The organism is Bradyrhizobium sp. Leo78 (genome assembly GCF_059512425.1).
This window is the reverse complement of record NZ_JCAMOT010000017.1, coordinates 121,502-140,338: the sequence shown is the minus strand read 5'-3', so window position 1 is coordinate 140,338 and position 18,837 is coordinate 121,502. Positions and strand designations below refer to the sequence as shown.

The 18,837-nt window shown below is 62.9% G+C and carries 19 protein-coding genes, 1 tRNA gene and 1 pseudogene; 8 read left to right on the top strand and 13 right to left on the bottom strand.

Annotated elements, in window-relative coordinates:
- Window positions 1-222 precede the first annotated feature (222 nt).
- The 3 genes from AC5ZG1_RS22005 (at window position 223) to AC5ZG1_RS21995 (ending at window position 1,559) form a co-directional block, all read left to right on the top strand.
- Window positions 223-316 (top strand) — tRNA-Ser (locus AC5ZG1_RS22005).
- A 99-nt stretch (window positions 317-415) separates the two neighbouring features.
- On the top strand, window positions 416-1,381 hold the full coding sequence (locus tag AC5ZG1_RS22000; protein ID WP_130229107.1) for a DUF1186 domain-containing protein: 966 nt from the start codon (window positions 416-418) through the stop codon (window positions 1,379-1,381).
- A 22-nt stretch (window positions 1,382-1,403) separates the two neighbouring features.
- Window positions 1,404-1,559: a hypothetical protein gene (locus AC5ZG1_RS21995; RefSeq protein ID WP_165435492.1), complete on the top strand. Its 156-nt coding sequence runs from the start codon at window positions 1,404-1,406 to the stop codon at window positions 1,557-1,559.
- A gap of 24 nt (window positions 1,560-1,583) precedes the next feature.
- Here the strand turns inward: AC5ZG1_RS21995 and AC5ZG1_RS21990 are convergent, their stop codons facing one another.
- From AC5ZG1_RS21990 to AC5ZG1_RS21980, 3 genes are all read right to left on the bottom strand, one after another.
- Window positions 1,584-2,114: a dihydrofolate reductase family protein gene (locus tag AC5ZG1_RS21990; RefSeq protein WP_496134068.1), complete on the bottom strand. Its 531-nt coding sequence runs from the start codon at window positions 2,112-2,114 to the stop codon at window positions 1,584-1,586.
- A 399-nt stretch (window positions 2,115-2,513) separates the two neighbouring features.
- Complete coding sequence (locus AC5ZG1_RS21985; protein WP_456644153.1) at window positions 2,514-2,942, bottom strand: hypothetical protein; 429 nt, start codon at window positions 2,940-2,942, stop codon at window positions 2,514-2,516.
- A 254-nt stretch (window positions 2,943-3,196) separates the two neighbouring features.
- Window positions 3,197-3,862 (bottom strand): O-methyltransferase, encoded by a 666-nt coding sequence (locus AC5ZG1_RS21980; protein WP_496134067.1) that lies wholly within the window; start codon window positions 3,860-3,862, stop codon window positions 3,197-3,199.
- A 93-nt stretch (window positions 3,863-3,955) separates the two neighbouring features.
- Between AC5ZG1_RS21980 and AC5ZG1_RS21975 the strand changes: the two genes are divergently transcribed.
- Complete coding sequence (locus tag AC5ZG1_RS21975) at window positions 3,956-4,588, top strand: TetR/AcrR family transcriptional regulator (RefSeq protein WP_130229095.1); 633 nt, start codon at window positions 3,956-3,958, stop codon at window positions 4,586-4,588.
- Window positions 4,589-4,664: 76 nt separating this feature from the next.
- Here the strand turns inward: AC5ZG1_RS21975 and AC5ZG1_RS21970 are convergent, their stop codons facing one another.
- From AC5ZG1_RS21970 to AC5ZG1_RS21935, 8 genes and pseudogenes are all read right to left on the bottom strand, one after another.
- Complete coding sequence (locus tag AC5ZG1_RS21970; RefSeq protein WP_028166669.1) at window positions 4,665-4,931, bottom strand: hypothetical protein; 267 nt, start codon at window positions 4,929-4,931, stop codon at window positions 4,665-4,667.
- A 1,454-nt stretch (window positions 4,932-6,385) separates the two neighbouring features.
- On the bottom strand, window positions 6,386-7,870 hold the full coding sequence (gene gatB / locus AC5ZG1_RS21965; protein ID WP_496134066.1) for an Asp-tRNA(Asn)/Glu-tRNA(Gln) amidotransferase subunit GatB: 1,485 nt from the start codon (window positions 7,868-7,870) through the stop codon (window positions 6,386-6,388).
- A 123-nt stretch (window positions 7,871-7,993) separates the two neighbouring features.
- Window positions 7,994-9,371, bottom strand: a pseudogene (locus AC5ZG1_RS21960) (patatin-like phospholipase family protein).
- A gap of 189 nt (window positions 9,372-9,560) precedes the next feature.
- Window positions 9,561-9,842, bottom strand: a complete 282-nt coding sequence (locus AC5ZG1_RS21955) for a hypothetical protein (RefSeq protein ID WP_496134065.1) — start codon at window positions 9,840-9,842, stop codon at window positions 9,561-9,563.
- Between the two features lies 1 nt (window position 9,843).
- Window positions 9,844-11,319, bottom strand: coding sequence for an Asp-tRNA(Asn)/Glu-tRNA(Gln) amidotransferase subunit GatA (gene gatA / locus AC5ZG1_RS21950; RefSeq protein WP_496134064.1), 1,476 nt, complete (start codon window positions 11,317-11,319; stop codon window positions 9,844-9,846).
- Window positions 11,316-11,528, bottom strand: coding sequence for a hypothetical protein (locus AC5ZG1_RS21945; protein ID WP_225706243.1), 213 nt, complete (start codon window positions 11,526-11,528; stop codon window positions 11,316-11,318). Before AC5ZG1_RS21945 ends, gatA begins: the two co-directional genes overlap by 4 nt.
- Before the next feature lie 33 nt (window positions 11,529-11,561).
- Complete coding sequence (gene gatC, locus AC5ZG1_RS21940) at window positions 11,562-11,849, bottom strand: Asp-tRNA(Asn)/Glu-tRNA(Gln) amidotransferase subunit GatC (protein WP_496134063.1); 288 nt, start codon at window positions 11,847-11,849, stop codon at window positions 11,562-11,564.
- Window positions 11,850-12,052: 203 nt separating this feature from the next.
- Window positions 12,053-13,129 (bottom strand): NAD(P)H-dependent flavin oxidoreductase, encoded by a 1,077-nt coding sequence (locus tag AC5ZG1_RS21935; RefSeq protein ID WP_496134062.1) that lies wholly within the window; start codon window positions 13,127-13,129, stop codon window positions 12,053-12,055.
- A 391-nt stretch (window positions 13,130-13,520) separates the two neighbouring features.
- Between AC5ZG1_RS21935 and AC5ZG1_RS21930 the strand changes: the two genes are divergently transcribed.
- The 4 genes from AC5ZG1_RS21930 (at window position 13,521) to AC5ZG1_RS21915 (ending at window position 17,137) form a co-directional block, all read left to right on the top strand.
- Window positions 13,521-14,411: a LysR family transcriptional regulator gene (locus tag AC5ZG1_RS21930; RefSeq protein ID WP_496134061.1), complete on the top strand. Its 891-nt coding sequence runs from the start codon at window positions 13,521-13,523 to the stop codon at window positions 14,409-14,411.
- A gap of 171 nt (window positions 14,412-14,582) precedes the next feature.
- Window positions 14,583-15,518: a cyclase family protein gene (locus AC5ZG1_RS21925; protein WP_456644161.1), complete on the top strand. Its 936-nt coding sequence runs from the start codon at window positions 14,583-14,585 to the stop codon at window positions 15,516-15,518.
- A gap of 200 nt (window positions 15,519-15,718) precedes the next feature.
- Complete coding sequence (gene ruvX, locus AC5ZG1_RS21920; RefSeq protein ID WP_496134060.1) at window positions 15,719-16,201, top strand: Holliday junction resolvase RuvX; 483 nt, start codon at window positions 15,719-15,721, stop codon at window positions 16,199-16,201.
- Between the two features lie 3 nt (window positions 16,202-16,204).
- On the top strand, window positions 16,205-17,137 hold the full coding sequence (locus AC5ZG1_RS21915; protein WP_496134059.1) for an AEC family transporter: 933 nt from the start codon (window positions 16,205-16,207) through the stop codon (window positions 17,135-17,137).
- Between the two features lie 2 nt (window positions 17,138-17,139).
- Here AC5ZG1_RS21915 and AC5ZG1_RS21910 read toward each other — a convergent pair whose 3' ends face one another.
- On the bottom strand, window positions 17,140-17,883 hold the full coding sequence (locus tag AC5ZG1_RS21910; RefSeq protein ID WP_496134058.1) for a CPBP family intramembrane glutamic endopeptidase: 744 nt from the start codon (window positions 17,881-17,883) through the stop codon (window positions 17,140-17,142).
- Between the two features lie 91 nt (window positions 17,884-17,974).
- A complete protein-coding gene (locus AC5ZG1_RS21905) occupies window positions 17,975-18,742 on the bottom strand; it encodes a CPBP family intramembrane glutamic endopeptidase (protein WP_496134057.1) in 768 nt (255 codons plus the stop codon).
- Window positions 18,743-18,837 lie beyond the last annotated feature (95 nt).

Sequence of the window (18,837 nt, the reverse complement as noted above, 5' to 3'; positions counted from 1 at the left end):
CATCCCTTGGCAAGCCGCCCTTACTATAACTCATTGAAATAACTATAATTATTGCGAAACCCCGCTTTCAAGATCGATACTGTCCGATCGAGTCGCGTGTTAAACGTCAGATGTTATCCACAGCGTAATCGGGCCTCGGGGCGCCAACGCCGACGCACAGTCCGGTGTCCCCTCAATCTGCCGCTTGCGGCTCGCCCGCGCGTCGTGCATATCGGCGCTGCCGGAGACGTGGCCGAGTGGCTGAAGGCGGCGGTTTGCTAAACCGTTATAGGCTTGTAAAGGCCTATCGAGGGTTCGAATCCCTCCGTCTCCGCCAGCTGCCTCCGGCAGCCATTTCGGTCGCGTTACCGTTGGCCTCATCGTCCCCTGTCCCGCGTAACGACGATCCTGCACCAGAGTTTCCAGGGAACGTCACATGCGCAAGGAAGAACTCGAAGCAATTCTGAGCGACGGCTCCGGCGAGGTCGACATCGGTCCGATTGAGGATCAGCTTTTCCTGCTCGCGACCGAGCGACGCCTGCCAGACTTGGCGGTTGCCCAGTGCGCGGTCAGGATAGAGGAATCCGCGCCCGCCTTGCTCGACGTGCTCGAGCGTGCGGCGCGCGCAGAACCGCTGACGGAAAAAGACGAGATGTTACTGGTCCGCGGAATCTATCTTCTCGGCGGCGGGCAGCAGACTCAAGCCTTCCAGCCGCTGCTGCGCCTGTTGCGCCGGCCAGAGAGTGAAGTGGACGACCTGCTTGGCGATGTCGTCACCGAGGACTTGTCGCGGATTGCTGCCGGCGCTTTCGACGGCGATGCCGACGCGCTCTTTGGCGTCATCGCCGACGCTTCCGTAGAGCAGTACGTCCGTGATGCCTTGTTCGGTGCAGCGACATTCCTCACCTGGAATGGCCAGATCAAGCGCGACCAGACGCGAGGCTTCCTGGTGCGGTTCTTCGAGGGCCGGCTCGCCGAACCGGACAACGAGGCCTGGGCCGGCTGGTTGGAGTCTATCGCACTGCTCGGCTTGCGCGAGCTCGAACCACTAGCCGAGGGTGCCTGGAAGGCAGGCCTTGTTCCGGATTTCTCGTACAGCAGAGAGAATTTCGATGAGGATTTGCGTCAAGCCGAGCAGCGGCCTGACGATATCGAGCGCTTCACGGAACGTCGGCTTGGTCTGATCGAGGACACCCTCGCAGCTCTGGAGTTGACCGACTGCGGGGATCACGACGAATCCTGGGATGACGAGAATCCCTTCACCGGCGAGCCGCTCGACGTCCGCGACTGGATGCCGATGGAGCCGGTCAAAAATCCTATGCGGAATGTCGGGCGCAACGACCCCTGCCCCTGCGGCAGCGGCAAGAAGGCCAAGAAATGCTGCCTGGCCCGCAAAGACTAGACGTTGAACGAACGGGTAGGTCGTGAGGTATCGCGGGATCGTCTACGATGTAGGGCTGAACTTCGCGGATCAGGGATTTTCAGTCGAGCCCTTCGACCCCGTTCTGGTGGCGCACGACATCCGCGTGATTGCCAACGACCTCCACGCCAATGCCGTGCGGACCGAGGGCCGGACCTGACGCGTCGTGCAGTCCGTCTGCCGACTAAGCAGGAACGTATGTCAACCTAACCGTGTCCTCGCCAACGAGATCGGTGGCAACAAGGCGGAGCGGCGGTCGGGGACCGGCGAAGAATGGCTTGCCGCGACCAAGCACGACGGGGTGGAAGTAGAGTCGATACTCATCGATAAGACCAAGGTCGGTTACGCTTTGTGCCAGGTCTGGGCCGGAAACTGTAATCTCTCCAACAAGCCGAGCCTTCAGGCCACGTATCACCGCCTCGATGTTATCCTCGACAAGTGTGGCGTTGGGGCCAACTGACTTCAACGAGCGCGACACGACCCACTTCGGTTGGCGCCGCCACGCCGCCGCGAACTCGTGGTGCTCCGCATTCCACTCAGGACGGTCTTCGTCCCAATAACGCATAACCTCGTACATGCGGCGACCGTACACACTGCCGGTCAGGTCGCGCACGTGCTCTATCCAGTGACGAAAGAGCGCGGGACTTGGCGCAAATTCCTGGTGATCGACATAACCATCCAAGGACTGGTTCATTCCGAAAACGATCTTCGCCATGCTGCCAAATCTCCATCCCAAGATCTTCACGGTAGTATGAATAGAGTGATGCAGAAAGTGAAGTTGGCCGTAGACTGCGCGCTGTTGTCGGTTTGACGAATAACCAGATGCCCAAGACTGGCAGCTGCACAGTGCACGGTCAGGATAGAGCAATCCGCGCCCGCAGCTCTATGGCAGACGTAACCAGATTTCCAGCGCCTGAAATCATCGCGCAGCTCGCGCCTTTCAAATTCCAAGCCGCGTCGCGCCGTCTGGCACGATGAAGCGGCGCAGACCGGAGCCGGAAGAACTGTTGCCCGCGCTCAAGAAGGCGGCGAACGTCTCCACCCGGCAGGCGCTTGCTGATCTTCTGAGCGCCTCGCAATCATGAACATGTCTCGTGACGGCTCGCCGCGTCTTTTACGTCCGATATTGTTCCGGCGGCTGCGGGTAGTTCGCCGGATTGCTATCGAGCTTGGAAAGGCGCGTGATCAGCTTGCCGCTGACCAGGGGCTGCAAGTCCGATTCCAGCGCGTCAGCGAGCGGCTTGGCATAGACTTCATTGCCGTCAACGTAGAGCGCGAACAACTTGACGTATTTTGCCTGCTTTTCAGGATCCTCGATCGTCGCTTTCGTCCATGCGTAAAGCGGATAGTTTTCGGTACCCCGCTTCTCAGCTTCGGCCACATAGTCGGCGAAGATATCGAACTGACACTTCATCGTCGCATGATGTTTGGCGAGGATATCCGCAAGCGGCTTGATTGCCGGATTGTCGGGATCGCGCCGCGCCACGCCGGCAAGCTCGTCCCCGAGATTGATCCGGACCTGATATTCCCATTGCTTGGTCATCGTTGGCTTCCCCGAGGCCCTCACAAGCCCGCCTCGTCGGCTACGAAATGAAATAGCTAGCTTGGGTAAAGCACTACATCACGTCATCCGGTTCAAGCTCGCCGCGACCAGCGCCTCGGTCCACACAAAAGTGGTTGAATACCTTTGCATGGATCGCGAAGCGCGGCTGCGGTGACACAGCAAGATCGCTCCTATGCTGGCCGGCCGGAGATCGTCCCGCGATCCCCGATCCACGCCATTGTCCCAAACACCGTTCAGCCGATCCGCATCGAAAGCTCGACGTCCCCACCGAATGGCGTCGACATGTAGCCGTTCGCGGGCGAGCGCACATGCGCCAAATAGTCGGGGCTGTAGTCGGCGTTGTCGGCGACAATGAAGGCACCGGGCCTGAGGCGACTTTCCACCAGGCTCAGTATCGCGGGATAGAGGCCCTTGGCGCCGTCGAGCAGCAGCAGGTCGATCGTATCAGGGAGATCGACGCTCAGCGTCTGCAGGGCGTCTCCTTCACGGATCTCCACGAGGTCGATGAGACCGCCGGCGGTCAGATTGTCGCGGGCCCGCGCCACCTTGGACGGCTCGAACTCGCTGGTGATCAGGCGGCCACCGCCATTGTCGCGCAGGGCTGCGGCAAGGTGCAGGGTCGAGATGCCGAACGAGGTCCCGAACTCGACGATCGTTCGCGCGCCGCAGCAACGCGCCAGCATGTAGAGCAACGCGCCGGTTTCTCGCGAGACGGCGAGCGGAAGATCCTTCAGACGGCCGTAGAAGTCGCGGTATTCGGTCTTGCTTCGCATCAGACGCGAATGTTCCTCGCCTGAGAGATCGCCCACTGCAGAATTGGCCGCGGGCGAAGCCGCATCAGCCTCTTCGAACAAGCGATCCAGCAACGGCGCAAGCGGGGTGGTGGACAGTGTGGTCATGCAGGTCTCCGGTCTGAAATGAGCGCGTCCTTGCGCTGAACCAGAAATACGACTAATTCGTCGCATTTCCTATTCGCATTGCCAGGCCACCCCATGACCGATCGGCGAAGTACTCGAATTTCCTCACGAAAACAGCCCAAGCAGGTGCGCTCGGCGGAGCTCGTCGCCGCGATTTTGGATGCTGCTGTTCAGGTTTTGGCTAAGGAAGGCGCGCAGCGCTTCACCACGGCGCGCGTCGCCGAGAAGGCCGGAGTCAGTATCGGGTCGCTCTATCAGTATTTCCCGAACAAGGCGGCGATCCTCTTCCGACTTCAGAGCGACGAGTGGCGGCAGACGAGCGACCTGCTGCGCGGAATCCTTGAAGACGACCAGAGACCGCCGCGCGAACGGCTGCGCACCCTGGTCCACGCCTTCCTCCGCTCGGAGTGTGATGAAGCCGCGATGCGTGTGGCGCTCAATGACGCCGCCCCACTCTATCGCGATGCGCCCGAAGCACACGAAGCGATGGCGTCGGGAGAGCGCATTGTTCAGGCCTTCATGCGGAAGGCGTTGCCCGAGGCATCAGAGGCAACTCGCGCATTGGCCGGCGAGTTGATCATGACGACGCTAACCGAGGTGGGCAGGCAGTTCTCGGAGACCCCTCGCTCGTCCGCAGAGATCGATGCCTATGGCGACGCCATGGCCGATATGTTCTGCGCCTACCTTAAGGATCTCGGGCACGCCTGAGATCGGCGGCAGAGCCGGTCACGACGGATCGATCAGCGCCGCGGCCAAGGATGATCGCGGCGGCGCTTCCACCGCCTTAGTGCGCGGTCATCCAGGCGCGGGCTTCGCGCTGGGCGGCAGCGATCTCAGCTTCCGTCATCTGCTCGGCGATCTCGCGCCGCATCGCCATGGCATCCGTGCGGCCCTTCAGGGCGGCAAGGTTGAACCATTTGTGCGCCGCGACCAGGTTGACCACGCCGGAACGGCCGCTCGCCCAGTAGAGGCCACGCTCGAACAGCACGTCCGAGATCGCGGTCGCGTCCACCGGAATGGCCGTCTCCAGATTGATATGTCCCTGAAACATTCTCGTAGCTCCCCTTTTTATTGTTGGCCGCCCTCCCCCGAGCGCGGCCCCCGTCCACATCTAACGCCTTACTTCCCCAGCGCGCGATCAGCAAAAGTGGCATCCGGTTTTGCGTCCGATCGCGCGCCGCTTATGAAAAGAGCGCCTGATCTGATCGCCAAACCGCCTACACTTGGCGGATCAGGCGCTCGCCGTTTGCCGGCTTGTTGAGGGAGATCATGCCGGCCAAATTTGAAAAGCAGTTTAAGTATCGCGATGAACGGCGTGTAAACGCCCGGCGTGCGGCGAGTTCCCGAAATCCGAGAAGTGCCTGCAGCACAATGACTTATGCGCGATGGTGAAGTTCGGTTTACCCTGGCGGTTGGCGGAACGATAACCATCGCGCGCAAACGCCAACCGGACGCGGCTGCATCGCCGCCCGCCATACGGCAGCGGAAGCCAACCGGTCGTCATGTGGGGAGATCAGGCAACAAAAAAGCCGGCACCAAACGGCCGGCTATTGGAACGAGGGCGTCGGCGAACACGTCAGGACCAGATCTCACGATGGGCCTTGGGCCCTGTGAAATTGCGGAGCCGGATAAGTGGTCCGCACCGAACGAAGAAACCTGTTTCTTCTGCCGGACCGACTTCGAAGAGCGAACCCTTCTTGGAAAGGCGATCCAGCCGTTTGACCCTGATGTCTCGCCGACACCCTCTTTCGTCAACCGGAGCCGCCTGGGTGGATCGCTTCAAGGAAGCAGATCGTCCGAAGGTCCGGGTGACGGGCCGGCGTCAACCCGCCGGCATCCTCTCTCGGGCGAGAGTTACTTCTTCTTCTTCGCGACCTTCTTGGTCTTCTTCGCAGTCTTCTTCACTGCGCTCTTCGCCTTCTTCGCCTTCTTCGCTTTCTTCGCCATGTTGCCCTCCAATGAGATGGCTATACTTCGCTGCGTGCACTCGGGAATCGAGATGCACTGCATCCCGAATACACCAACACATCGAAAAAAACAGCGTCCAGCTTAAGGAAGTGTTGATGTTACGAGGCGCGAGAAGTATGCGCGCGCCGAGCGCACGCGCGACGTTGCGCTGACGCACTGATGCAGGAAATGCAGAGTCGATCGACATCGACACTCATCGCGAATGCAAAAAGTGCCTGTGCCACAGGCATTTCTTGAATCGTCGTTTCTTCGCGCGCGATCTGACTGACATGTCGACAAGACTCACCGAGCGGGCTGAGAACACCTCGCGCAGGCGTCGAGTCGCTAATTCCGGCGCCAAAAAAAATTTCGTGGGTAAGCCCTGCCAGCGGCATCTCCGCCCGCCGAAACGGCCTTTCCGGACGAATCGCGGTCGGCCGATTCGGTGAAGCGATGATCCCGACGCGGTGATCGAAGGCGCGAGAGGCGAGCCGCGGACGCCTCCGCGCATCGTACAGAGTGCGTGCCGCGATGCCGTTCGCGTCCGCGCGCGAGGTGTCAGAGGCCGAGCTTCGCCTTCAGGAGATCGTTCACGGCCTGCGGGTTGGCCTTGCCGCCGGACGACTTCATCACCTGTCCGACGAACCAGCCGATCATCTGCGGCTTCGCTTTCGCCTGCGCCACCTTGTCCGGATTGGCGGCGACGATGTCGTCGACCACCTTCTCGATCGCACCCAAGTCGGTGACCTGCTTCATGCCGCGCGCTTCGACCAGCGCACGGGGATCGCCGCCTTCCTGCCAGACGATCTCGAACAGGTCCTTGGCGATCTTGCCGGAAATCGTCCCCTCGCCGATCAGCTCAACAATCGCGGCAAGCTGCTCGGATGAGAGGGGCGAGCCCGTAATATCCCGGCCTTCCTTGTTGAGGCGGCCGAACAGTTCGTTGATCACCCAGTTGGCCGCGAGCTTACCGTCGCGCGCACGATCGGCGAGGCGGGCAAGCACCGCCTCGTAGAACTCCGCGCTTTCGCGCTCGGCCACCAGCACGCCGGCATCATAAGGTGACAGCGCCAAGTCGGCAATGAAGCGCGCCTTCTTCTGGTCCGGCAGCTCGGGCAGCGTCGTCTTCAGCTCGTCGACGAACGCCTGGCTGAATTCGAGCGGTAGCAGGTCCGGGTCGGGAAAATAACGATAGTCGTGCGCCTCTTCCTTGGAGCGCATCGAGCGCGTTTCGCCCTTGCCCGGATCGAACAGCCGCGTCTCCTGGTCGATGGAGCCGCCGTCCTCGAGGATCTCGATCTGCCGCCGCGCCTCATACTCGATCGCCTGGCCGATGAAGTTGACCGAGTTCATGTTCTTGATTTCGCAGCGGGTGCCGAGCGGACCGCCGGGCCGGCGCACCGAGACGTTGACGTCGGCGCGCAGATTGCCCTTCTCCATGTCGCCGTCGCAGGTGCCGAGATAGCGCAGGATCGAGCGCAGCTTGGCGACGTAGGCCTTTGCCTGCTCGGCATCGCGGATGTCAGGCTTGGAGACGATCTCCATCAGCGCGACGCCGCAGCGGTTGAGGTCGACATAGGACATCGTCGGCGACTGATCGTGCAGCAACTTGCCGGCGTCCTGCTCCAGGTGCAGCCGCTCGATGCCGATGGTGACGCTGCGGCCGCCCTCGAGCTCGAGCTCGACCTCGCCCTCGCCGACGATCGGCGATTTGTACTGGCTGATCTGGTAGCCCTGCGGCGAGTCCGGATAGAAATAGTTCTTGCGGTCGAACACCGAGCGCAGGTTGATCCTGGCATTCAGCCCAAGCCCGGTGCGCACCGCCTGCCGCACGCATTCCTCGTTGATCACGGGGAGCATGCCCGGCATCGCAGCGTCCACCAGCGAGACATGGCTGTTCGGCTCGCCGCCGAACGCGGTCGAGGCGCCCGAGAACAGCTTTGAATTGGAGACGACCTGGGCATGGATCTCCATGCCGATCACCATCTCCCAGTCGCCGGTCGCGCCCTTGATGAGCTTGTGTGATGTGACAGGTGCGTTCATTGGTCTCGGTTTCCGGACAATTGATATCTGGGACTGCTTTCGGCTTCGCGCAACCGACCGCGCCAGTCAAGCCGGAGAGCATGATCCGGAAAGGATCATGCTCAAACAAAGGGTTTTGAGCGATCAAAGCCCGCGTCGAAACGCCTGGTAGGACTTGCTCAGGCGGAGCGCGTCGGCCCCGCCTGCGATCAGGAGGTCGACCTGTTCCGGCGGCAGTGCGAACCGCGTCGGGATCGCATTCAGGATGCCCGCGCGCTCTTCGCCCAACTGGTCGAAGCCGAGCCGCTCGACGTAGATGTGGATGTCACCGCATTGCCAGTTGCCGCCGACGCCAAGGCGGGCGCGATCCGCCGCCGACAGTCCACACCGCCACCGCTTCAGCTTACCCGACCATTCGGTGGCAAGCCCGGAGAATGCCGCGTAGCTCGAGCGTACGCTGGCATCGATGGCGGTGTCGGCCGCTGCCGCAACCAGCTCGGCCCCGCTCGGGCCTTCGAGGCGCTGTGCGAAATCGCCGGATATGCCGCGCCCGGCATCGACCACCATGAACAGGATCCGCTGGAGCTTCGCCGCCTGCCGCTCCGTCAACGGCTGGTACGGCCGCTCCGCGGCCAACAGCCCGATGGTGAGACCGGACAAGCCAAAATTGTCGACAAGCCCGCCGTCCAGCAGCTTCACGTAGCGCATGGAGCCGTCGCGGTAGCGCGCATTGGCCTCGGCGAACGAGCGCAGCAATGGCTGCGCATTCGGATCGCACGCGTTCGAGCCAGGCCGGCAGCGGCTTCGAGCACCCGCCGGGATAGGTCTCCAGCACGATCGGCGCGAACGCCAGCGGCACCGCCGCCGATGCGGCAACCGCTTCGGACACACGGTAGGAGCGGATGTCGCTGCACAGCGCGTCGAAGGAGGTCTTTCCGAACACGAAGGGCGTGCGGTTATAGATGTCGGAGGCGTTGATCCAGACCTTCGGCCGCCGGTCCTCGCGCAGCGCATCGAAGCGCGCGCCGTCGAACAGATTCTGGTCCAGCCACTCGGTGAGCTGGCTGTTGTTGACGCCGCCGGCGAGCGCACGGCCGATATTGCCGAGCGAGACATTGGTCCTCAGCCCCTCCTCCGCATTGCGCAACAGGAAGCGTTCGCGGAAATCGTCGAGCGCGGCGCGCTTCTTCAAACCGAAATAGGCGGCGGTGATCGAACCGCCTGATACACCGGAGACGAAGTCGACGCGATCGAGCAGCGTTTTCGCCTGACCGGAGCCGCCGTGAGAGCGATCGAGCTCCTTGAGCACGCCGAACGAGAAAGCCGCCGCCCGCGTGCCGCCGCCCGAGAAGGACAGCGCGACCAACACGTCGTCATCATAGCGTGGAATGTCAGCCCCGAGATTGCTATCGGCAAGCGCGTTGGCAAGCGGCACGTTGCTCGGCAGATTGTAGACCGTTGCGCATCCGGCAAGCGCCACTGCAAAACTGGCCGCCAGTACCGTCGACAGCCACGCCCCTATACCCGATCTACCCACAAACGCCCTCTTGCCCGCAGGCCCCCGCCACGCTTCCCCTCAGCCTATCGCGGGCAATCTGGGCGCCCGCGTGGCGCGGAAACAGGGCAATGTCTATACGAGCCAATTGAAGCGCGGTCCGGTAAAGAAACCGCGTCAAAATGAACCACGGAAAGCCTTCACAACTTGGAGAGGTTAGCCGAGCAGCGCGGTGACGATCCGCTCCCATTCGGCATCGAGCCCATCCTTGGCGACCGGCTGGCCTGCCTGACGGTACCAGTAAGCGGCGTTGCCGAGGTCGCCTTCGACGCGGTGCAGATAGGCGTGCACCCAGGCAGCCTCGGCGGTGCTTTCGTCCTGCACGATGCGGTGCGCCTGGTCCCAATCGCCTTTCGCCGCCCACCACAGCGCCGCCAGCGGCGGCGACAGCGAAGGCTCCGGCGCGGCGTCGTTGAGGCTGGCGCGGAAATCCGCCATCTCACCACCATCTCGGCGGAGTGAAGTGTCCGGCCGCCTGCTCGATCACTTCGCCGAGCGAGAACAGCGTCTCTTCATCAAAGGCGCGCCCGATCAGTTGCAGGCCGAGCGGCAAGCCTTGCGCATCCTTGCCGGCGGGGACCGCGATGCCGGGCAGGCCCGCCATGTTCACGGTCACCGTGAAGATGTCGTTGAGATACATCTCGACCGGATCAGCGCCGCCCTTCTCGCCGACGCCAAACGCCGCCGACGGCGTTGCCGGCGTCAGGATCGCGTTCACGCCCTTGGCGAAGCAGTCCTCGAAATCCTTCTTGATCAGCGTGCGCACCTTCTGCGCGCGCAGGTAATAGGCGTCGTAATAGCCGGCTGAGAGCACATAGGTACCGATCATGACGCGGCGACGCACCTCGTCGCCAAACCCATCGGCGCGGGTGTTCTCATACGTCTCGCCGATGCTGCGGCCGGGCACGCGCAGGCCGTAGCGAACGCCGTCGTAGCGCGCCAGGTTCGACGAGGCTTCCGCCGGCGCCACGATGTAATACGCCGGCAGCGCGTATTTGGTGTGCGGCAGCGACACTTCGACCAGCTCGGCACCTGCCGCCTTCAACCATGCCGCGCCATCGCTCCAGAGCTTCTCGATCTCGGCCGGCATGCCGTCGAGACGGTACTCCTTGGGGATGCCGATCTTCATCCCCTTCACCGACTTGCCGATCGCAGCCTCGTAATCGGGCACGCCGATATTGACCGAAGTCGTGTCCTTCGGATCATGCCCCGCCATCGAGCGCATCAGGATCGCGGAATCGCGCACCGTGCGCGCGATCGGGCCAGCCTGGTCGAGCGAGGATGCGAATGCAACGATGCCCCAGCGCGAGCAGCGGCCATAGGTCGGCTTCACGCCGACCGTGGCAGTGAACGCGGCCGGCTGGCGGATCGAGCCGCCGGTATCGGTTGCGGTTGCGCCCATGCACAGCAATGCCGCCACGGCGGATGCCGAACCGCCCGAGGAGCCGCCCGGCACCAGATGCGTGTTGGAGCCCTCGCGCCGCCACGGATTGACCACCGGGCCGAAGCATGAGGTCTCGTTCGACGAGCCCATCGCGAACTCGTCATTGTTGAGCTTGCCGAGTAGGATCGCACCGTCGCGCCAGAGCTGCGAGGTCACGGTCGATTCGTAAGGCGGCACGAAATTGCCGAGAATCTTCGAGCAGGCGGTGGTGCGGATATCGCGCGTCGCGAACAGGTCCTTGATGCCGAGCGGGATGCCGGCGAGCGGGCCGCCCTCGCCCTTGCCTATCTGCTTGTCCGCGGCGTCAGCCATCTCGCGCGCGCGATCCGGCGTCTCCAGCACATAGGCGTTGAGCACGCGCGCCGCCTCGATCGCAGCAAGATGCGCATCGGTGAGCTCGCGCGCGGTGAAGGACTTGTTCGTCAGGCCCTCGCGGGCCTCGGCGATCGTCAGCGATGTCAAATCGGTCATTTATTGATCGGGCTGCAGAAGAACGGAGACAGGGTCTTGTCGTCGGCGGGATCGTCTTTCTTGGCGCGCGCCTTGTCGGCGGCCTCGAGCTGATCGAGCACGGTTTGCATCACCGCATTCGGATCGGCGGCCTTGCCCTGCCGCTCCATCGCGTCGAGATAGTTCATGTAGGCCTGATAGGCCTTTTCATCGTCGCAGAGCAGACACATCGGACTTCCCGCAAAACAAGTAGAGAGAGGAGCTTACTCGACGACCTTCGGCACCAGGAAGAAGTGATTCTCGGTGGCCGGCGCATTGCGGACGATATCATCCGCAATGTCGCCGTCATTGACCACGTCGGCGCGCTTCTTCATCTCCATGGGCGTCACCGAGGTCATCGGCTCGACGCCCTCGACATTCACCTCCGAAAGCTGCTCGACGAAGGCAAGCATTGCGTTCAGCTCGCCCTGCAGATGGGGAACTTCAGCCTCGGAGACCGCGATCCGCGCAAGTTGCGCGATGCGGCGGACGGTCGTGGCGTCGACTGACATTATATATGGCCTTTGGGCAGCAAGATCAGCCCGCCGTATAGCAGACGCCGGTTTTGAGCCGCAACCCGCAGCCGTTCACCTCTCCCGAAGGGAAAGGTCGCGCAAAGCGCGGGTGAGGGGCTACGGTCCCTCATTAGAGCCGCGGCCCCTCACCCGATTTGCTGCGCAAATCGACCCCTCCCCGCCGGGGAGAGGTAAAGAACCTAGCGGCCCAAGGCCCCCATCCGCGCCAGCGCCTCGCTGGCCAATGTCCGGGTCAGCTCGTCCGCCGGCAGTTCGCGGCCCAATGGCAGCGCCTGTCCGGCCCACATATTGGTGAAATCGACCCTGCCGAGTTTTTCGGCAGCCACCTTCAGCGGCGCCAGCGCGGTTGCGGCATGCGGAAAGGCAGGCGCGTCCGGCGAGATCGGCCCGATCTCGGACATCGCGCGGTTGGCGACCCCGCGCGCCGGCCGCCCGGTCATCACATTGGTGATCACGGTTGAATCGTCCTTCGCCTGCGCCAGCGCGGCACGCGCCGCCGGCCCCACCCTGGATTCCGGGCAGCGCAGATAGGCGCTGCCGATCTGCACGCCGGAGGCGCCCAGTGCGAACGCCGCCGCGATCCCGCGCCCGTCCGCGATCCCGCCGGCCGCGATCACCGGCACTTTCACCGCATCGACGACCTGCGGCAGCAGCGCGAAGAGGCCGGGCTGCTCGGCAATATTGTCGGTCAGGAACATGCCGCGATGGCCGCCCGCCTCGGCGCCTTGCGCGATGATGACATCGGCGCCGTGCTGCTCGAGCCAGACCGCTTCCTTCACGATGGTCGCCGACGCCATCACGATCGCGCCCGCATCCTTCACCCGCTTCAGCAGCCGCTCCTCCGGCAGGCCGAAATGGAAGCTGACGACTTCCAGCTTCAGTTCCTCGACCACTTCGCACATCGCGTCATCGAACGGCGCACGGTTGGCGGCGTTGACGGGCGCCGCGGGATCCAGCCCAAGCTCTTTGTAATACGCCGCAAGCCGCGCCTTCCAGCGCGCCTCGTGCTGCGGATCCGGATCGTCCGGCTGGTGGCAGAAGAAGTTCATGTTGATCGGCGCGGAGACGCGCTGGCGGATGATGTTGACCTGCTCGCGCGCCTTCTCCGCGGTGAGCATCGCACAGGGCAATGAGCCGAGCGCACCGCCTTGCGCGGCGGCGATCACGAGATCTGCATCCATCACGCCGGCCATCGGCGCCAGCACGATCGGAAACTCGGTCTTGAACAGATCGACAATTCGGCGGTCCGGCCACATGATTCAGCCCTCTTGTTGGCTCGTTGCTTGTAACCTTCTCCCACAACGGGACAAGGCGAGATGCGTCGAACACACCTTCTCCCCTTGTGGGAGAAGGTGGCGCGGATGCAATCCGCGCCGGATGAGGGGTTCTCTCCACGGGCGCACGTGTTCGTGGAGAGAACCCCTCACCCAAGCGAGTTCGGTCGCACCCGCCGGAGCTGCCCTCTCCCACAAGGGGCGAGGGCGCATCAACCGGCAGCATCGAGCCGTGATGAATTCAGCACGAAAGCAAACGTAGGATATTGCCCCGGGACCCCATCTCGACAGCCACACTAGACAGAGCTACCATTCTCTCGAAATGAATACTTGAGAACGCTGCCATCTCAATAATGAAACGCAGGCCGCGATCATGGAACTCACCGACCTCCAGACCTTTGCAACGGTCGCCCGTCTTGGCGGCATCACGCGCGCCGCCGACGAACTGCACACCGTGCAGTCCAACGTCACCCAGAGGATCAAAGCGCTCGAGGCCGAGATCGGCACGGCGCTGTTTGAGCGGCACAGCCGCGGCATGACGTTGACCGGCGCCGGACGGCGCCTGCTCCCTTATGCGCAACGGATGGCCGCGCTCTCGCGCGAAGCAATCCTGGCCGCCCGCGATGATGGCGAGCCGAGGGGACCGCTCGCGATCGGCTCCATGGAGACGACGGCCGCTGTCCGCCTGCCGCTGCTGCTTGCCGATTTCCATCGCCGCTTTCCGGCGGTACGCCTGACCCTGAAGACTGCGACCACAACCGATCTCGTCACCGCCGTGCTCGACGGCACGCTGGACGGCGCCTTCGTCGCCGGTCCGATCGATCACGCCGAGCTCACGTCCACCCTCGCCTTCCGCGAAGAGCTGGTGCTGGTCACCGCGCGCCGCTGGGCCAGCCTCGCCGCTTTGCGCGCGGGCACATCGGAATCCGGACCGACCGCGCTGGTGTTCCGCACCGGCTGCACCTATCGCCAGCGGCTCGAGCAGATCTTCACCGACTTCGGCTGGCCGTCGGCCGCACGCTTTGAGCTCGGCACTCTCGACGGCATGGTCGGCTGCGTCGCCGCCGACATGGGCGTGACGCTGTTGCCGCGCGTCGTCGTCGAGCGCAACGCGTTGCATGCCAGCGTCAGCATCCACACGCTCGATCCATCCTATGCCCGCGCCGAAACCATCTTCATCCAGCGCCGCAGCGCCCATCAATACAGCGCGCTGCAGAGTTTTGCCGCCTGTCTCGACAAGGACGATCAGGTCATCGCGGCCTGACTGCCCGTTCCGCTCCGCGAAATTCGCAATGCCATTTTTCTGTGACGGAGCCACACGCTTCGCGCGTGCGAGCACACGTCATCAAAAATTTTTGGATCGTTGTGCGCGTCTACGTTAGTATGTGGCGCTTTCTACCAACAACCATAACGTCAACATCTGGGAGGGACTGCGATGCGCACCGCATTCGTGTTGTGCTGTTCTGTTGCCTTGTTGGCTACGGTCGGAACGGCAAGCGCACAAGACTGGACCAAATCGAAATGGGGGCCGAACGACGAGATCGGCGCCGCCAACTACATGACGCCCGAGCTCGTCGTCAAAGCCGCGTCATTGGTAAAAACCGGCAAGACCTACGCGCTCGGCATTCCCGTCGACACCAAGACGCCGGCCTATCCGCCGCGCAGCTTCAAGATCACCATCGTCCAGCCCGGACAGGCCGGCAGCTCCGGCATCGGTCCGAACAAGGCAACCTACAATGACGATATCATCGATACCTGGGTCGGCATCGGCAGCCAGCTCGACGGGCTCGGCCATCTCGGCATCGAGCATGTCTACTACAACGGCAACAAGCTCGCCGATTTTGCCGATCCCACCGGGTTGAAGAAGCTCGGCATCGAGAAGGTGCCGCCGATGGTCGCCCGCGGCGTGCTGCTCGACATGGCCGCCTACTACAACACCGACGTGGTCAAGGAAGGCACCGCCTTCAACGTCAAGGAGATCGAGGAAGTCGCGAAGAAACAGGGTGTCGAGATCCGCCAGGGCGACGTCGTGATCTTCCACACCGGTTGGCTCAGCCTGATCGGCAAGGACGACAAGCGCTATTCCGCCGGCGAACCCGGCCTCGGGGTCGAGGGCGCCAATTATCTCACCGGCAAGGGCGTGGTGGCCGTCGGTGCCGATACCTGGGCGGTCGAGACCATCCCGTTCGAAAGCCCGAACGTGTTCGAGGTGCACCAGATCCTGCTTGCCAAGAACGGCACCTACATCCTGGAGAACATGGACACCGCCGAACTCGCCAAGGACAAGGGGTATGAGTTCCTGTTCGTGCTCGGACAGCCGCGCTGGCGCGGCGGCGTGCAGAGCATGATCAACCCCATCGCGATCCGGTAGCCCCGAGGCACGCTGCCGGTTTCACCTCTCCCATCGGGAGAGGTCGGCGCACAGCGCCGGGTGAGGGGTCACGGTCTCTCATGGGCACCTGCGCCCCCTCACCCGGATCGCATCTAGCGATGCGATCCGACCTCTCCCGCTGGGGAGAGGTGAAGAGAGCGCTTTGCTTCCACGGTGCACCACGTGTTAATCGCATCCTCATGCTCGCCCCCGTCCTCCCCCTGATCGAAGCCGTCGCGCAGTGGCCCGAGCGCGGCGCGTTGATCGGGCTCGATCTCGGAACCAAGACCATCGGCGTTGCCGTCTCCGATCCCGATCGGCGGCTGGCGACCGGCGTCGAAACCATCCAGCGCAAGGCGTTCAAGGCTGACGCGGCGCGGTTGCTGGTGATCGCCGGCGAACGCAACGTGGTCGGCTTCGTGCTTGGGCTTCCCATCAACATGGACGGCAGCGAGGGGCCGCGAGCGCAATCGACCCGCGCCTTCGCGCGCAACCTCTCCAACCTGACCACGCTCGCGATCGGGCTCTGGGACGAGCGGCTCTCGACGGCGGCCGTCGAGCGCGAATTGATCGGCCTGGATGTCAGCCGCGCCAAGCGCGCCGAGGTGATCGACGAGCACGCCGCGATCTTCATCCTGCAAGGTGCGCTGGATCGGCTGGCAAAATTGCGGGGCGAGCGCTGAAGCATGGCCGTCGTCATCGCGGCGCTCTTGCCGACATTCCTCTTGATCGCGCTCGGCTTCATCCTGAAGCGGACGCTGCTCAAGCCCGAGATGCAATGGCAGGGCCTGGAACGGCTGACCTATTACGTGCTGTTCCCCGTGCTCTTGATCCAGACGCTGGTGAAGGCCGACCTGACAAAGGTGCCGATCGGCGGCGTCGGCGGCGCGCTGTTCCTCTCGGCGCTAGCAATGTCGCTCCTGTGCCTCGCACTCCGCCCGCTGCTCGCGCGCAGCGGCGTCGACGGTCCCGGCTTTACCTCGGTGTTCCAGGGCGCCACCCGCTGGCAGACCTACGTCGCGCTCGCGGTATCAAGCAGCCTCTACGGCGAGGTCGGACTCGCACTAGCTTCCGTCGCGATGGTCGCGATCATCCCGCTGGTCAATGTGTTCAGCGTCTCCGTGCTCGCGCACTACGCCGCGCCGCAGAAGCAGTCGGCCGGCACCATCGTCATGACGGTGGTGAAGAATCCGCTGATCTGGGCCTGCATCGTCGGGCTCCTCCTGAACGTGACCCACTTCCCGCTGCCAAAGCTCTGGCATGACGTCGCAGACGCGCTCGGCCGCTCCTCGCTTGCGATCGGCCTGCTCGTCACCGGCGCCGGCCTGCATCTCGAAGGCATGTTCCGTCCGAACCTCGCCGCCAGCATCACGGTGTTCCTGAAACTGATCGCCATGCCCATACTCGCCGTGACGCTCGGGCTCGCGTTCGGCCTATCCGGTCCGAGCCTGGTCATCGTCGCCGTCGGCTCGGCGGTCCCCACTTCCTCATCGGCCTACGTGCTCGCCCGCCAGATGGGCGGCGATGCGCCGCTGCTGGCGCAGATCATCACGCTGCAAACGATTCTGGCGGCGATCACGATGCCCGTTCTCATCGCGCTCGCTGCAAGCGGGCGCTAGGCTTACAATAATAGCCAAATGAAGAGGGCGAACATATTCATGGCTGAATGAGCCATAACTGCCAACCAAGTCGAGTTGCTGCGCCAGCGAAAGTAACCGAGAAAAATACCCGAGACGAAGAGACAGAAACGCCCAAGCCAATCATATTGAGTGTGGAGCATCGCCCATACTATTGACGTCAGAACAATCGCGCCGGTCGGGCCGAGGAAGGATTGCGACCAGCCGCGAAACATAAAGCCACGAAAGAGAAATTCTTCCATTAGCGGCGCTGCAATGCAGGCGGAGATCAAATAGATGAACAAACCGTCGGCTCCCGCGGCCTGTAAATAAGAATCGACAGGAGCGTCCCTGGTGGCACCAACGACCAAACTCTCCACCATCAAGAATATGGTCGTGATTGCCAGAGCACGTCGGAGTTCAATTGGATTTGGCCACTTCAACGCAAGATATTCGGCGAACTCTCGGCGGGCCGTCCAGATAGCGATCCAGAGCACCGCGATCGCAGGTGGACTTGCCAGAGTGCTGGCGGCGCTTTCCAAACTATTCTGGATCACCCCTGTTCGAAGTTGCGCAGGTGACAAGATCTTGCCGGCTAGGTCCGATATGATATTGAAGAAAAAGTCCGATGCGAAAATGAAAGCGCCGTAAGCGATCAGGCTGACGAACGTCGTCTCCATGAAGTCCCAGGTTCGCGGCGGCCGTGGCGAGACCGAGGCCGGCGACTTGGCATTTTCGAAGTCCGACATATCGATTTTTCCGCGACAACGTCGCAGCGAAGGTGGGCTGAGCCTCTACCTAGCACGTCCGGCGATCATCCTGCCAGTGGGGTGCGAGGAGCTACGACTGCCCGGCCAGCCACAATGTCTGCAGCGTCGCCGCAAGATTGTTCAGCCCGTGCAGCACGATCGTGAGCCAGGTCGAGTTAAACCGGTAGCGCAGATACCCGAACACGAGCCCGATCGAAAACACCTCGCTCAGGAAGAACCAGTCATACTGCAGATGCAGCAGGGTCCAGACGAGCGACGACAGCAGGATCGCGCCTGCCGGCCGCAGGAACGTCTCTGACCAGCCGCGATAGAGGAAGCCGCGGGCGAGAAGCTCTTCCGATACCGGGGCGGCGATGCAGAACGCGATGACGAGCAGCCAAAGCGCGCCTTCGGCCTGCGCCGATTTCAACACCTCGCCCATGAAGCCCGGCGAGGCTTCGCGGCCAACCGCGCGCAAGATGAGATCCCATACGCCAACCAATAGCGCCAGCGCGACGACGCCGATGGCGAAACTCTTCCAGGAGGTCCAGCGCAGCGCAAGATAATCGACAAAGGAAGTCCGGGTCGGACGGATCGCGATCCAGAGCGCCAGCAGCACCCCCGGCAATCCCGTGATGACCGAGAGCGCAATCGTCAGGCCCCCGCCGATCGTCTGGATGACCGATGCGATATTGGGAGCGTCCTGCTTCTGCATGAAGTAGATGACGACGGCGAGCTGCCCGAGGAACATGCCGCCAAACACGAACAAACCCCACAGCGTCGTACCCCAGAATTTCCAGATCCGCGGCGGCGGTGGAGCGGTGGTCAGCGGAGGATTATCGGGACTGAGGACATCCATCAGCTAACTCTCGATCGATTGCGCGCCTGTCGCCTCCACAACGTCATGGCCGGGCTCGTCCCGGCCATCCACGTCCTTTTTCTCTGCGTCGCACG